The organism is Geodermatophilus sp. SMS 5-13 (genome assembly GCF_059428245.1).
Genome location: NZ_CP165729.1, coordinates 722,448 through 734,686, shown reverse-complemented (window position 1 = coordinate 734,686; position 12,239 = coordinate 722,448). Strand labels below are relative to the sequence as shown.

General features: G+C 74.3%; 10 protein-coding genes. 3 read left to right on the top strand and 7 right to left on the bottom strand.

Annotated features, from left to right (window positions below):
* Positions 1 to 49: 49 nt before the first annotated feature.
* Positions 50 to 1,477, bottom strand: a complete 1,428-nt coding sequence (locus AB3388_RS03505) for an MFS transporter (RefSeq protein WP_495409365.1) — start codon at positions 1,475 to 1,477, stop codon at positions 50 to 52.
* Between the two features lie 100 nt (positions 1,478 to 1,577).
* Here AB3388_RS03505 and AB3388_RS03500 point away from each other — a divergent pair, with 100 nt between their 5' ends.
* Entirely contained in the window at positions 1,578 to 2,474 is an 897-nt protein-coding gene (locus AB3388_RS03500) for a helix-turn-helix transcriptional regulator (RefSeq protein ID WP_495409364.1), read from the top strand.
* Positions 2,475 to 2,653: 179 nt separating this feature from the next.
* Here AB3388_RS03500 and AB3388_RS03495 read toward each other — a convergent pair whose 3' ends face one another.
* The 5 genes from AB3388_RS03495 to AB3388_RS03475 form a co-directional block, all read right to left on the bottom strand.
* Positions 2,654 to 2,833 carry a DUF255 domain-containing protein gene (locus AB3388_RS03495; protein ID WP_495409363.1) on the bottom strand — a complete coding sequence of 60 codons (180 nt, stop codon included), beginning with the start codon at positions 2,831 to 2,833 and terminating at the stop codon, positions 2,654 to 2,656.
* A 70-nt stretch (positions 2,834 to 2,903) separates the two neighbouring features.
* Positions 2,904 to 4,265, bottom strand: a complete 1,362-nt coding sequence (locus AB3388_RS03490) for an alpha/beta fold hydrolase (protein WP_495409362.1) — start codon at positions 4,263 to 4,265, stop codon at positions 2,904 to 2,906.
* A gap of 90 nt (positions 4,266 to 4,355) precedes the next feature.
* Positions 4,356 to 4,802 carry a hypothetical protein gene (locus AB3388_RS03485; protein ID WP_495409361.1) on the bottom strand — a complete coding sequence of 149 codons (447 nt, stop codon included), beginning with the start codon at positions 4,800 to 4,802 and terminating at the stop codon, positions 4,356 to 4,358.
* Positions 4,799 to 5,959: a flavin-containing monooxygenase gene (locus AB3388_RS03480; protein ID WP_495409360.1), complete on the bottom strand. Its 1,161-nt coding sequence runs from the start codon at positions 5,957 to 5,959 to the stop codon at positions 4,799 to 4,801. Before AB3388_RS03480 ends, AB3388_RS03485 begins: the two co-directional genes overlap by 4 nt.
* A complete protein-coding gene (locus tag AB3388_RS03475) occupies positions 5,956 to 7,815 on the bottom strand; it encodes a multicopper oxidase domain-containing protein (protein WP_495409359.1) in 1,860 nt (619 codons plus the stop codon). The genes AB3388_RS03480 and AB3388_RS03475 overlap by 4 nt, the downstream gene beginning before the upstream one ends.
* A gap of 176 nt (positions 7,816 to 7,991) precedes the next feature.
* Between AB3388_RS03475 and AB3388_RS03470 the strand changes: the two genes are divergently transcribed.
* Both AB3388_RS03470 and AB3388_RS03465 read left to right on the top strand, forming a co-directional pair.
* Positions 7,992 to 11,213 carry an AfsR/SARP family transcriptional regulator gene (locus AB3388_RS03470; RefSeq protein WP_495409358.1) on the top strand — a complete coding sequence of 1,074 codons (3,222 nt, stop codon included), beginning with the start codon at positions 7,992 to 7,994 and terminating at the stop codon, positions 11,211 to 11,213.
* Between the two features lie 191 nt (positions 11,214 to 11,404).
* On the top strand, positions 11,405 to 11,644 hold the full coding sequence (locus AB3388_RS03465) for an SHOCT domain-containing protein (protein ID WP_495409357.1): 240 nt from the start codon (positions 11,405 to 11,407) through the stop codon (positions 11,642 to 11,644).
* 34 nt (positions 11,645 to 11,678) lie between these two features.
* Here AB3388_RS03465 and AB3388_RS03460 read toward each other — a convergent pair whose 3' ends face one another.
* Positions 11,679 to 12,176, bottom strand: a complete 498-nt coding sequence (locus AB3388_RS03460; protein WP_495409356.1) for a phosphate-starvation-inducible PsiE family protein — start codon at positions 12,174 to 12,176, stop codon at positions 11,679 to 11,681.
* Positions 12,177 to 12,239: the final 63 nt, after the last annotated feature.

The window sequence follows — 12,239 nt, the reverse complement described above, 5'->3', positions numbered from 1 at the left end:
TGCCTGTCGTTCGGGGTACTGGCAGTGCCCCCCGGCCGGTGCGTACCCATCAGGCGGCCGCCCGGACGGCCGGCCGCTCATCGGCGGTCGAGCGCTGCTCACGGTGGCTGCGGGCGGCCGGCACCAAGACGACGAGGACCACGAGCAGCGCCACGGCCAGCAGCACGCTGCCGGCGGTCAGCGCGGCGCCGACGTGCTCGGCCACGGCCGCCGGGCCGGTGAGGCCGGCACCCGCGCCGGCGACCGCGGACAGCACCGCCAGCCCGAGCGCCATCCCGAGCTGGTGGGCGGTGTTGACCAGCCCGGATGCGGCCCCGGCGTCGGTTGGGGCCACCCCGGCGATGCCCGAGCTGGTCAGCGGGGCGAACGCCAGGCCCTGCCCCACACCGACCAGCACCATCGGCAGCGCGACCGAGGTCAGGTAGCCCTCGCCGAGGCCGGCGCGGCTGAGCCACGCCATGCCGACCAGGGTCAGCAGGACGCCGGCGGCGAGCAGCACGGCGTCGGGCACCCGGGTGCGCAGCCGCGGGATCGCCAGCGCGACCCCGAAGTTGACCAGCGACATCGGCAGGAAGCCGAGGCCGGCCTGCAGCGGGGTGAAGCCGAGCGCGTCCTGCAGAAGCTGGGTGGTGAAGAAGAAGAAGCCGATCATCGCGCCCATGTAGAGCGCGCGGGCGGCGTAGGCGCCGCTGCGCTCCCGGCTGGCGAACAGCCGCAGCGGCATGACCGGCTGCGCCACCCGCGCCTCTGTGACGACGAGGGCGGCCAGCAGCACCACACCGACGACGAGGGCGGCGACAACCCGGGCCGAGCCCCAGCCGGCCTCGCCGGACTCGATGATCCCGAACACCAGCGCGCCCATGCCCAGCGTCGCGCACAGCGCGCCGACGATGTCGAAGCGGCCGCGCTGCCGCGGCGTCTCGGTCAGCACCGCGCGGGCGCCGACGATCATGGCGACCGCGATGGGCACGTTGACCAGGAACGCGGCCCGCCAGGAGATGAGGTCGGTGAGCGCGCCGCCGACCAGCAGGCCCAGGCTGGCGCCGATGCCGGCGGTGGCGGCGTACCAGGCGACCGCGCGGGTGCGCGCCTCGCCCTCGAAGTAGGCGGTGATCAGCGCGAGTGACGTCGGGGCGACGATCGCGGCACCGACGCCCTGCAGCGCGCGGGCGGCGATCATCCACCAGCCCGCCGGGGCCAGCCCGATCAGCAGCGACGCGGTGCCGAAGACGGCCAGCCCGATGACGAACAGGCGGCGCCGGCCGATGAGGTCCCCGGCCCGGGCACCGAGCAGCAGCAGGCCGCCGAAGACGAGCGTGTACGCGTCCTGCACCCAGGACAGGCCGGTGGGGCTCAGGTCCAGGCCGGCGCGGATGCTGGGCAGCCCGGTGAAGATCACCGAGTTGTCGAGCAGGATCATGAAGTAGCTGATCAGGATGATGGCCAGGATCGCGGCTGGCCTGCTGTTGCGGGGCACGTGACCAGTGCACGTCGCGCTGCTCGTGCGCGGGAGTCACGGTCGTTCCGGGTACTGGCAGTGCCTCCCAGCCCCGCCGGCGCCTGCCTACCGTGGAGCCGTGAGCAAGACCGACCTGAACGCGGAGATCCGCGACTTCCTGAGCACCCGGCGCGCCCGCATCACCCCGGAGCAGGCCGGACTGCCGGCCTACGGCGGCAACCGCCGGGTGAAGGGACTGCGCCGCGAGGAGGTCGCGATGCTCGCCGGCGTCTCGGTCGACTACTACGTCCGCATGGAGCGCGGCGGCCTCGGCGGCGCCTCCGAGAGCGTGCTCAACGCCCTGGCCGACGCCCTCCGCCTGGACGAGGCGGAGCGGACCCACCTGTTCGCCCTCGCCCGGGAGAGCGCGGCGCACGGCCGGTCGCGGATGCGCACCGCCCCGACCTCCGTCCGTCCGGGGATCCAGCAGGTGCTCGACGCGATGACCGACGCGCCGGCGTGGGTGCGCAACGGCAGGCACGACATCGTCGCGATGAACCAGCTCGCCCGGGCGCTCTACTCTCCCGTGCTCGCCGAGACCCGTCGTCCCGCCAACACCACACGCTTCGTCTACCTGCACCCGGAGCAGGCCCGGGAGTTCTTCGTCGACTACGACCGCATCGCCGACGACGCCGCCGCCATGCTGCGGCTGGAGGCATCCCTCCACCCACACGACAAGGCCCTCATCGCGCTGGTCGGGGAGCTCTCCACCCAGTCGGAGACCTTCCGCCGGCGGTGGGCCTCGCACGACGTCAAGTTCCACCGCAGCGGACAGAAGCGGCTGCGCCACCCCGTCGTCGGTCAGCTCGACCTCGACTTCGAGTCGATGCCGATCTCCTCGGCGCCCGGTCTCCAGCTCAACATCTACACCGCCGCGGCCGGCACGCCGTCCGCCGACGGGCTCAAGCTCCTCGCGTCCTGGGCGGCCTCCCAGGAGAACTTGCCCACCGAGGCCGCCGCGACGCCGGCGGGCTGACTCCCAGCAGTACGCACCGCCACCGACGAACCCACGAGTCCAACCCACGACTGTCTGAACGGGTCGGCGCGAGTCGTGACGCGACGACACCAACTGGCACGCTCATCCGGTGCGAGATGGGCTTCGACCTGCACGTTCAGGTGCCTTCGACACGAACCGGCACGCAGCGGCACGAGCCGTCAACGGCCCACCGACACATGGCACCAGTGGCAGGCGGCGTAGCCGATCGAGATCAGCAGCGGGACGTCGCGCTCGCGGGCTTCGGCGAAGGCCTCCTCCCCCCACTCCCGCCAGTCGACCGGGTTGTCCGCGTGCTGCAGCAGGTAGGGGCTCGTGGCGCCGGCGAGACGGTTCGGCATGCATCTGAGCTTCCCTCACCGGCCCACGCGCGAACGAGTGCAGATCCCGGCCTCGAGGACCGACACGACCTCAGTGCGGCGGGACCGGTGTCCCCGTGCGGGCGGCCTGGACGACGTCGTCGATGGCGTGTGCCGACTGCTGCGCGCCCCGCTCCTCGTCCAGCAGGCCGCCGTGGCCGGCGTCGCCGGTGCGGTGGCTGCTGTTGGTGGACAGGGCGGCCATCCGGTCCTGGGCGGCGTTCCAGGCTGCGTCCGACCCGTGCCCGGCGGCGGTGAGGACCACCAGCGGCGTGCCGCCGAGGGTGGACAGCCCCTGGGCTTGGCCGAGCAGCGCCGGCATGGTGGCGGATTCATCCACGGTGTTGCGCCAGCGGCGGGGGCTGCCGGCGAACGCCTTGTACTGGCTCGCCGCCGGTTCGGGCAGAGCCGACCAGAAGGACGTCGGGACCAGGCGTCCGACGCCGAGGCGCGCCAAGCTGGGCAGCACGGCAACCGGGCCGGGCGGGCCGGCGTGGGATGTGCCGGCGGCGGTCCGGTAGGGGTCTGTGGCGTCGAGCAGCACCATCCCGGCGACCTGCTCGGGGTAGCGGTCGGCGTAGACCATCGCGTAGTCCCCGCCGATCGAGTGCCCGACGAGCACGTACGGGCCGTCCTCGCCGGCGCGGTCCAGCAGTGTGTGCAGGTCGGCGGCGGCCTGCAGCCCGTCCTGCGCGTGCGGTGCGCCGTCGCTCCACCCCTGCCCGGCGCGGTCGTAGGCGCAGGTCCGGCTGGTACCGGCCACGGCCGGTGCTATCCGGGCCCAGCCCGCCGAGAACCCACCCAACCCGCTCATCAGCACGACCGTGGGGCCGCCGGAGCCGGTGCAGTCCAGGTGCAGCCGGTGGCCGCCGACGTCGTAGAGCCGACCCGGCATCGCGTAGCTGCGCTGATCGGAGGCCAGGCCGACGGTTTCGACGGCGCCGCCGACGGCCGCGGCGGCCATCACGGCCACCAGGGGGTAGAGCAGCCAGCGGCCGGTGCCCGAGGCCAGGGAGCGGCGCACCCGGACACCCGCCCACACGGCGAGCGCCATCAGCAACGGCGGCCACACCCAGCCGGCGGCGGTCAGCGCCTGGTCGTCCGGAGTCGTCACCAGAAGTCCCAGCCCGACCGCCCCGAGCGCGGCAGCCGGAACCCGAGCCCACCGCTGTGGCTGGGTCGTCATCCGGGTGGACAGCACCGCCAGCATCGCCCAGCCGGCCGCGAAGCCGAGCAGGGCCGAACCGGTGATGACGGGCTCAGGGCCGCCGCCGAACACCACCACGGGGAGAACGGCCGCCAGGACCGCCCCGGTCACCAGCGACACGGCGATGATCCGTCGGATGGGGCCGCGGCGGGATCCGCGCTCGGTGGTCGACACGGCCGCGGCGGCGGTCGGTGCGGTAGCGGTCATCGTGCGGCCCTCCTGGCCGGGTGGGGTGGACGGTCGGGGTTCGGCGCGGGCGGCGGCCGAGCCGCTCGACCCGGTCGGTTCGCCAGGTGCTCAGGAGAGGAGGGGGACGCCGGCCGCGATGGCCACGGCGATGAGGCCGGCCGCGACGAAGTCGACGGCGGCGCAGAACGGCGGCCACCAGCGGGTGTTGGCCACGAACTGGGTCCGGTGCTGCCAGAGGTCCTTGAGGCCGTGGCCGACCAGCCCGGCCACGATCAGCCAGGCCGACCCGGTCACCGCCGCCGCGGCGACGACCACGAAGACCGACGCGACGACGGTCTCGACGGCGAGGACGTGCCGGCGCCCGTCGGCCACGGCGAAGCCGATGTAGACCGCGGCGATCAGCGGGAGCCCGAGGGCGTAGACGGTCGCGGAGTCCAGCCAGAAGAAGGCCAGCGGCGAGGCGGCCTGAAGGACACCGAAGACGACGCCCCACGCCACGGGTGTGCGCAGGCCACGAACGGAGCGGGCTGGGACGGCGTTGACGGTGCTGGTCATGAGGGACTCCGGCTGGGGCGGTGGTGGGCCTCGCGGTCTGCGGTCGAGGGTCGATGCGGCCGGACATCCTCGGACCGGTGATGTCGCCGGGTGTGCTCACCGGATGGCCCGGCCGGAGATGCCTGCGCGCGGGTGACGTGGGCGGCGTCGTCGGCGACGAATCCGAGCAGCGCCGAGCCGCGGGTGTGCTGCCACGGCAGGCCGAGGAAGTACAGCCCGGGCACGTCGGTCACCCCGCGGGTGTGGACGACGCGGCCGTCCCGGACCAGGCCGGGGACGTCCAACCACGAGTAGTCGGGTCGGTAGCCGGTGGCCCAGACGACGACGGCCACCTCGCAGCTGCTGCCGTCGGCGAACCGCGCGATGCGACCGGCAGCGTCGACCATCCGCGGCCGGACCCGCACGCCGGTCCGTTGCAGGCTCCGGCGGCTGCTGCCGATGAGGAACTCGCGGGTCTGCATCCGCCGGCCGAGCCGGGACTCGGCGGTGACCCGCATCAGGCCCAGTCGGGTCAGCCACCAGAACAGGTCCCGGCCGAGCAGCCGCTGCGGCAGGGCCGGGTTGGCCGAGCCGACCGACAGCTCGACCGGCCGGGTCCGGGCCAGCTCCTCCGCGATCTGGAAGCCGGAGTTGCCGCCGCCGACGACCAGCGCCGGCCCCTCGGGGAGAGCATCGGGGCTGCGGTACTCGCTGCTGTGCACCTGGGTCACCGAGCCGTCCAGCCCGGCGGCGAGCGGCGGGACGAACGGATCCTGGAACGGTCCGGTGGCCACGATGACCTGCCGGGCGGTGTAGGTCCGATCGGCGGTGTCGAGCCGGAAGCCGCCGGCCGTGCGCTGTAGCCCGGTGACCCGCGCGTTCAACTTCACCGGCAGGTCGAAGTCGGCGGCGTAGTCGCGCAGGTACTCGGCGACCGCCTCCTTGCCCGGGTAGGTGCCGACCGGACCCGGGAACGGCCGGCCGGGCAGCGCGTCGTGCTCAGCCGGGGTGAACAGCCGCAGCGACTCCCACCGCGTGCGCCACGTGTGCCCGAGTTGTTCTGCCGCCTCCAGGACGAGGAACCGCATGCCTTGCCGGCGCAGGTGCCAGGCGGCGGCGAGACCGGCCTGGCCGCCGCCGACGACGACGACGTCGAACGGCTCGACCGCGGCGGTCATCGGGTCGCCCCCCGGTCCACGGTGAAGCTGAACATCATCCCGGAGTGCATGTGCTCGGCGATGTGGCAGTGCGCCATCCACAGGCCGGGGTTGGTGACGTCGAGCAGGATGTCGACGGTCTGCCCGGTCGGGACGAGCACGGTGTCCTTCCACACCAGGTTGGGCTCGGGCGCGCCGTCCCTGCTCAGGACGAGGAAGCGACCGGCGCCGTGGATGTGGAACGGGTGGTGCATCGGATGGTCCGAGTCCATCTCGTTGACCAGCCGGATCTTGACCCGCTGCCCGGCGGTGAACCGCCAGTCGACCGGCAGCCCGTCACGGCCGGCAGTGCGGTCCAGCAACTTCCAGCGCATCGTCTCCGTGGTCGTGGCCCGGTTCGTCTCGGCCATCTCGTCCTCCCACTCGATCCCGTCGGCAGTGGCGGAACCGTGATGGTGGGCGTGCGCGTGTTCGGCGTCGTGGCCGGCACGGGCGCCGGTCGGGGGCGCCACCAGCAGCTTCATGCCGCACTTCGGGCAGCGCCCGGGCCGGTCACTGACCACCTCGGGGTGCATCGGGCAGGCGTAGGTCAGCGGCCCGGCCGCAGCGGCGGCCGCCGAGTCGTCCATCTCGGCCACGATGGCGAGGACCTTGCCCGGCGGCCCGGTCAGCCACGGGTCGAGCTGCTCCCGCTCGGCGGTCAGTTCCGGCGCGGTGCGCAGCATCTCGAACCGATCGCTCAGCGGCGGCTCGGCTACCTGACCGCTGACGGTGATCGTCGCCAGCCGGTAGGTCCGGTTCGGCGTGTGGTGCTCCAGCGCGTACTCGTCCGCCCGGTCGAACAGCACGTCCACCACGGCCCGCTCGGAGGGCGCCAGCACCACGTCGGCGACGAACTCCTCATGCTCCATCCGGCCGCTGTCCCCGCCGACCAGCTTCATCCGGGCCCGGGGCACGTCGACCTTGAAGACGCGGCTGTTGGCGGTGTTGGTCAGCCACAGCCGAACGACCTCGCCGGTCCGCGCGGTGAACGCCGGAGCGGTCTCGCCGCCGGTGAGCATCACGTTGCCGTAGCGGCCCATCGCCGCGTAGTTGGTCTCGGTGCGGCTGAACGGGGCGATCACGCCGTCCTCGAGCAGCAGGTCGTCGAGGGTCAGCACGACGTCGCGGTGCGCCGGTGGCCAGTAGTCCGGCTCGGTCGGCTCGACCAGGATGCTGCCGTAGAGGCCCAGCTCCTGGGTGACGTCCTCGCGGATGTGCGGGTGGTACCAGTACAGGCCCGGGTCGGGGAACTGGACGCGATAGGTGAACTCCCCGGCCGGCGGGATCGGCGCCTGGGTCTCGTGCGGTACACCGTCGAAGCGGTTCTCCAGGCGTAGCCCGTGCCAGTGCACGGTGGTGTCGAGGTCGGTGTCGTTGCTGACGTGCACGACGACCTCGGAGCCCTGGCGCACCTTCAGCGTGGGGCCGGGGATCGAGCCGTTGTAGCCGAGCATGCGCACCGTGGCATCGCCCAGCCGTTTGGCGACCGGGCCGGGCCGCAGCTGGAGCTCGTCGCCCTCGTCGAGCTCGAGCACCTCCGGCCGGCTGGCCTCGGGCAGGTCGGTGATGTCGGTGGAGAAGAAGGCGGTGTCCACGGGAGGACCTCCCATTCGGGTGGGTGAGGGCTGCGGGGTGTCGTCGAGCGAGTCGGCGGCATAGCCGGCGACGGCGAGGGCCGCGATGAGAGCGGCGGGGGCGGCCGAGCCGCTGACCTGCACCGTCTGCGTGGCCAGGTCCGCCTGGAGGGCCCGCACACCGGGGACGTCGCTGATCCGGGCGCTGACCGCCCGCACGTCCCGCCGGGAGCGCATCCCCGGTACGCGGACCACGATCACGGCGCCTCCTCGTACAGGTCGGTCGGCTCCACCGTGGCGCCGGGCGCTGTCCGCGCGCTGTCCGCTCGCTGACCACGGCGATCCGGCGTCCGGTGCACGAGCTCGTTGTGCCGGCCGGGCCGCGCGGCCGAGAATCGCGGACTTCGGCGAGACGAACTCGTCCCTGGAGGCCGGCCATGCAGATCCGCGTCCTCGGGCCGGTCGAGGTCCTCGTCGACGGGCATGCTCGCCGGCTGCCTGGAGCCGGGGAGCGGGAACTGCTCGCGGTGCTGGCGCTCGCCGCCGGTCGCGTCGTCCCCGTGCCGGCCCTGATCGATGCGCTGTGGGGTGAGCAGCTGCCGGGTAATCCCGGCAATGCGTTGCAGGTGCGGGTGTCCAAGCTGCGCCGCGTCCTGACGGCCGCGGGCCTCGACGACGTGCTCCTCACCCGCCCGCCCGGCTACCTGCTCGACGTCGATCCGCGGTCCGTGGACGCGCTGCGCTTCGCCGATCTGGTCGCCGCGGCCCGGGCGGCCGTCGGCATCGACCCGGAGACGTCCGCCCGCCGCTACCGGGAGGCCCTGGCGTCGTGGCGGGGAAGCCCGCTGGCGGAGTTCGCCGGGACGAGGTGGGCCGGGCCGGAGGCGGCCCGGCTGACCCAGCTGCAGCTGGCGGCCCGGATGGAGCTCGTCGACCTGGAGCTGGCCGCGGGGCGGCACACCGACGTGCTCGGCGAGCTCGAGGCGCTCACCGCTGCCCATCCGCTCCACGAGCCGCTGCACGGCCGCCTGATGCTGGCGCTCTACCGCGCCGGCCGACAGGCCGACGCGCTGGCCGCCTACCAGCAGGCCCGTGCGGTGCTCGATGCCGAACTCGGTCTCACGCCCGGCGCGGAGCTGCGTGCTCTGCAGGAGGCGATCCTGCGCCAGGACCCCGATCTGCGGCCTCCCGCCCGGGCCGCAGCACCGGTCGAATCCCCGCCGTCAGCGCCGTCTCCGAGGCAAGCGGGGCGGCGACTGCCTCCCCGGCTGACGTCGTTCCTCGGCCGCGACGCGGACCTGCACCGGGTCAGCGAGCTGCTCGGCACCGCGCGGCTGGTCACCGTCACCGGCCCCGGCGGCGTCGGGAAGACCAGCCTCGCGCTGGAGGCCGCACGGGCCGCCGCCGACCGCTTCCACGACGGGGTCGCGTTCGTGCGGCTGGCCGGTGTCACTGATCCGGTCCAGGTTCCGCAGGCCGTGCTGGCCGCGCTGGAGATCCGGGACGTGGCCACGGCCACCGCGGAGGACCAGCTGCTCGGCCACCTGCGTGACCGCTCCCTCCTGCTCGTGCTCGACAACTGCGAACACCTCGCCGACGCCTGCGCGCTGCTCGCGGAGCAGTTGCTCGAGTCCTGCCCGCGTGTGCGGCTGTTGGCCACCAGCCGCGAGCCGCTCGCCGCCCGCGGGGAGGTCCAGAGCGCGGTCGATCCGCTGCCCGTCCCACTCCCGACGGCCGACGCGGCGGAGCTGACCGGGAGCGCCTCCGTCCGGCTCTTCCTCGACCGGGCGAGCGGCGTCCTGCCGGACTTCGAGCTCAGCGAGGCGAACCACTCCGCGGTCGCCGACGTCTGCCGGCACCTCGACGGCATGCCACTGGCCATCGAGCTCGCCGCCGCCCGCGTCGCGGCCCTGCCGCTCGCCGAGCTGGCCCGGCGGATGGGCGACCGCTTCGCGCTGCTGACCACCGGCCCGCGCACCGCGGAGGCCCGGCAGCGCACGCTGCGAGCCACCGTCGACTGGAGCTACCAGCTGCTGACCGACCCCGAGCGGGTGCTGCTGCAACGGCTGTCGGTGTTCCGGGGCAGCTGGACGCTCGACGCCGTGCAGGCCGTCGCCGGCGGCGAGCCGCTGGACCCTGCGGCTGTCGTGGACCTGCTCGGCCGGCTGGTCGACCGGTCGCTGGTCGTGGTCGACCGCACCGGCGTCCGCTACCACCTGCTGGAGACCATCCGGGAGTACGCCGCCGAGCGCCTGGCCGGATCCGGCGAAGCCCACCGGATCGCCCAGGCGCACGCCGGCTACCTCACCGACCTGGCCGAGCGGGCCGAGACGGAGCTGCGCGGCGACGGGCAGGCGCGGTGGCTCCCGCGGCTCGCGCTCGAGCGGAACGACATCGACGCCGCGCTGGCCTGGTGCACCGCGCACGCCCCCGATGAGCCGGACACCGGGCTGCGGCTGGTCGCCCCGCTGGGCTGGTACTGGTACTTCGCGACCCACCCGGACGGCGGCCGACGCGTCGCCGCGATGCTCGGCGCGGCATCCGGTGGCTCACCTGCGGCGCGGGCGCGGGCGCTGCAGGCGCTGGCCGTCGCCGGCCGGCCCGGCGCCTGCATCGTCCACCCCGACCCCGACTGCGCCACCGCGGCCGCGCAGAGCCGGGAGCTGTTCGCCGACCTCGGGGAGGAGTTCCGCGCCGCGCTGTCGGACACCCTGCTCGCCGTCGAGGCCATCGGCAGCGGCGCCGCGGCCGAGGCCTTCGCGCTCCTCGAGCGGGCCGACCGGCAGTTCGCCCGGGACGGCGACGCCTGGTGCGCCGCGCTGGCGGACTTCGTCCGTCTGGAGCTGCACGCCGGCACCGGCGACCTGGACGAGGCCACCGCCGTCGGTTCCCGGGCGCTGCTGGCCTTCCGCGCGCTCGGCGACCAGTGGGGAGTGTCAGCCATCCAGTTCCACCTCGGCATGGCCCTGCATCGCGCCGGCCGACTGGCGGAGGCGCTGGGCATGTACGAGGGCGCGCTCGCCAGCGTCCGTGATGTCGGCCCCGCGAACACCGTCCAGTACGCCCTGGCCGGCGCCGGGCACGTCACCCTGCTGCTCGGCGACGCCGACCGGGCCGCCGCGCTGTTCGCCGAGTCGCACGCCGTCGCCCGGCAGCTCGGCGCCGAGGGCAATCCGCGGGCTGCTGTGGGCGACGGGCTGCTCGCCCGCGAACGCGGCGACCTGGAGGCAGCGCGGCAGCGTTTCACCTTTGCGCAGCACCTGCTGGCCGGGCTGACCGAGCCGGAGTGGACCGCCGCCGCCCTGGTCGGCCTGGGTCACGTCGCCGAGGCCGACGGTGACCTCGCCAGCGCGGAGTTCTTCCACCGCCAGGCGTGGCGGACCGCGCCCGGGCACGCCGCCGCGCTGGAGGCACTGGCCTGCGTGTCCGTGGCCCGCGGCGACAGCACCGAGGCGGCGCGCTTGCTCGGCGCGGCCGAGGCCTGGCGCCGGCGGCGGCACCGGCCCGCCAACCGGCTGGACCGCGCCGACGCCGAGCGCGCCCTGCACGCCGCCCGCGCCGTCCTGGGCGGCGGGGAGTTCGACGAGGTCTACCGCGCCGGCGCGGCCCGGCCCGAAGCCGTCCTCGGCGACGCCGACCAGGTGCCCGCACGGCGCTGACCACCCCCGGGGGCGGCGGACTCCGACGACCTGCTCCCCTGCCCCGTGACGGCCCCGCAGCTCCAGGCCTCCGGTTCGGGGAGCAAGGCCTCCGCCGGGCGGGACCTTCGGTCGGTGCCCCGCCGGCGAGAGCGGCGCAGTCTCGAGAACGACCGCCGGCCCGGGATCGGCGGGGCACGGGAGCTGAGGCGATGGGCTGGTACGGCTGGAACCACATGAGCGGCTGGGGCTGGTTGGGGATGACCTCCGGCAGCGTGCTGGTCCTCGCGCTGCTCGCTCTCGGCGTCGTGCTGCTCGTCCGGGCACAGCGCCCGCCGGCCGAGCCGCGGTCGGCGGATCAGATCCTCGCCGAACGGTTCGCCCGGGGCGAGATCGACGAGGAGGAGTACCGGCGCCGGCGTGCAGCCCTCACGGAGCAGTCCACACCCTGAGGCAGCCCGGGGTCGTTCACCGCCGTCCTCGGGGCTACGCCTCCTCGGGCTCGCGCTCCTTGCGGCGCAGCAGCCACGACGTCACCCCGAGCAGGAGCACCAGCACACCGAGGACGCCGATCTCCGCGAGCCGCTGTGTGAACTCGTCGCCGCGCCCGATGACGCCGGCCGCCTCGACCGAGAGGACGACGATCTCCTTGATCGAGGCGATGATGCCGACGATGAGGAAGGGCTCGGCGACCAGCTCCCGCCGCTCCACCGTGGCGCGGACGGCGAAGAGCAGCTCGACGAAGATGAAGACGAGCAGCAGGATGTCGAGCGCCTCGAGCAGCGGCGCCTGCGAGAAGTCCGACAGCATGCCCAGCGTCGTCCGCGCCGCCAGCACCAGCAGGGCCAGCGCTCCCGCGAGCAGCAGGACGGCGATACCGGCGTAGACGACGTTCTCGGCGACCTCCAGGGCCCGCGTGCCTGCCCGCCCGAAGCCGGGCGGCGGTAGTCGCTTCTCCGGATCGTCGCGCCCGCGCTGGCCCACGGTGTGGATCTTCGTGCACCGGCGGTGCTGTGCGCGCGCCGGGCGCCGGCCGTCACCGACGGT

Excerpts from the sequence above, each read along its gene's own strand:
- AB3388_RS03485 (WP_495409361.1), bottom strand. The coding sequence starts at position 4,802 with ATGACCAGCACCGTCAACGCCGTCCCAGCCCGCTCCGTTCGTGGCCTG.
- AB3388_RS03480 (WP_495409360.1), bottom strand. The coding sequence starts at position 5,959 with ATGACCGCCGCGGTCGAGCCGTTCGACGTCGTCGTCGTCGGCGGCGGC.
- AB3388_RS03490 (WP_495409362.1), bottom strand. The coding sequence starts at position 4,265 with ATGACCGCTACCGCACCGACCGCCGCCGCGGCCGTGTCGACCACCGAG.
- AB3388_RS03465 (WP_495409357.1), top strand. The coding sequence starts at position 11,405 with ATGGGCTGGTACGGCTGGAACCACATGAGCGGCTGGGGCTGGTTGGGG.
- AB3388_RS03495 (WP_495409363.1), bottom strand. The coding sequence starts at position 2,833 with ATGCCGAACCGTCTCGCCGGCGCCACGAGCCCCTACCTGCTGCAGCAC.
- AB3388_RS03470 (WP_495409358.1), top strand. The coding sequence starts at position 7,992 with ATGCAGATCCGCGTCCTCGGGCCGGTCGAGGTCCTCGTCGACGGGCAT.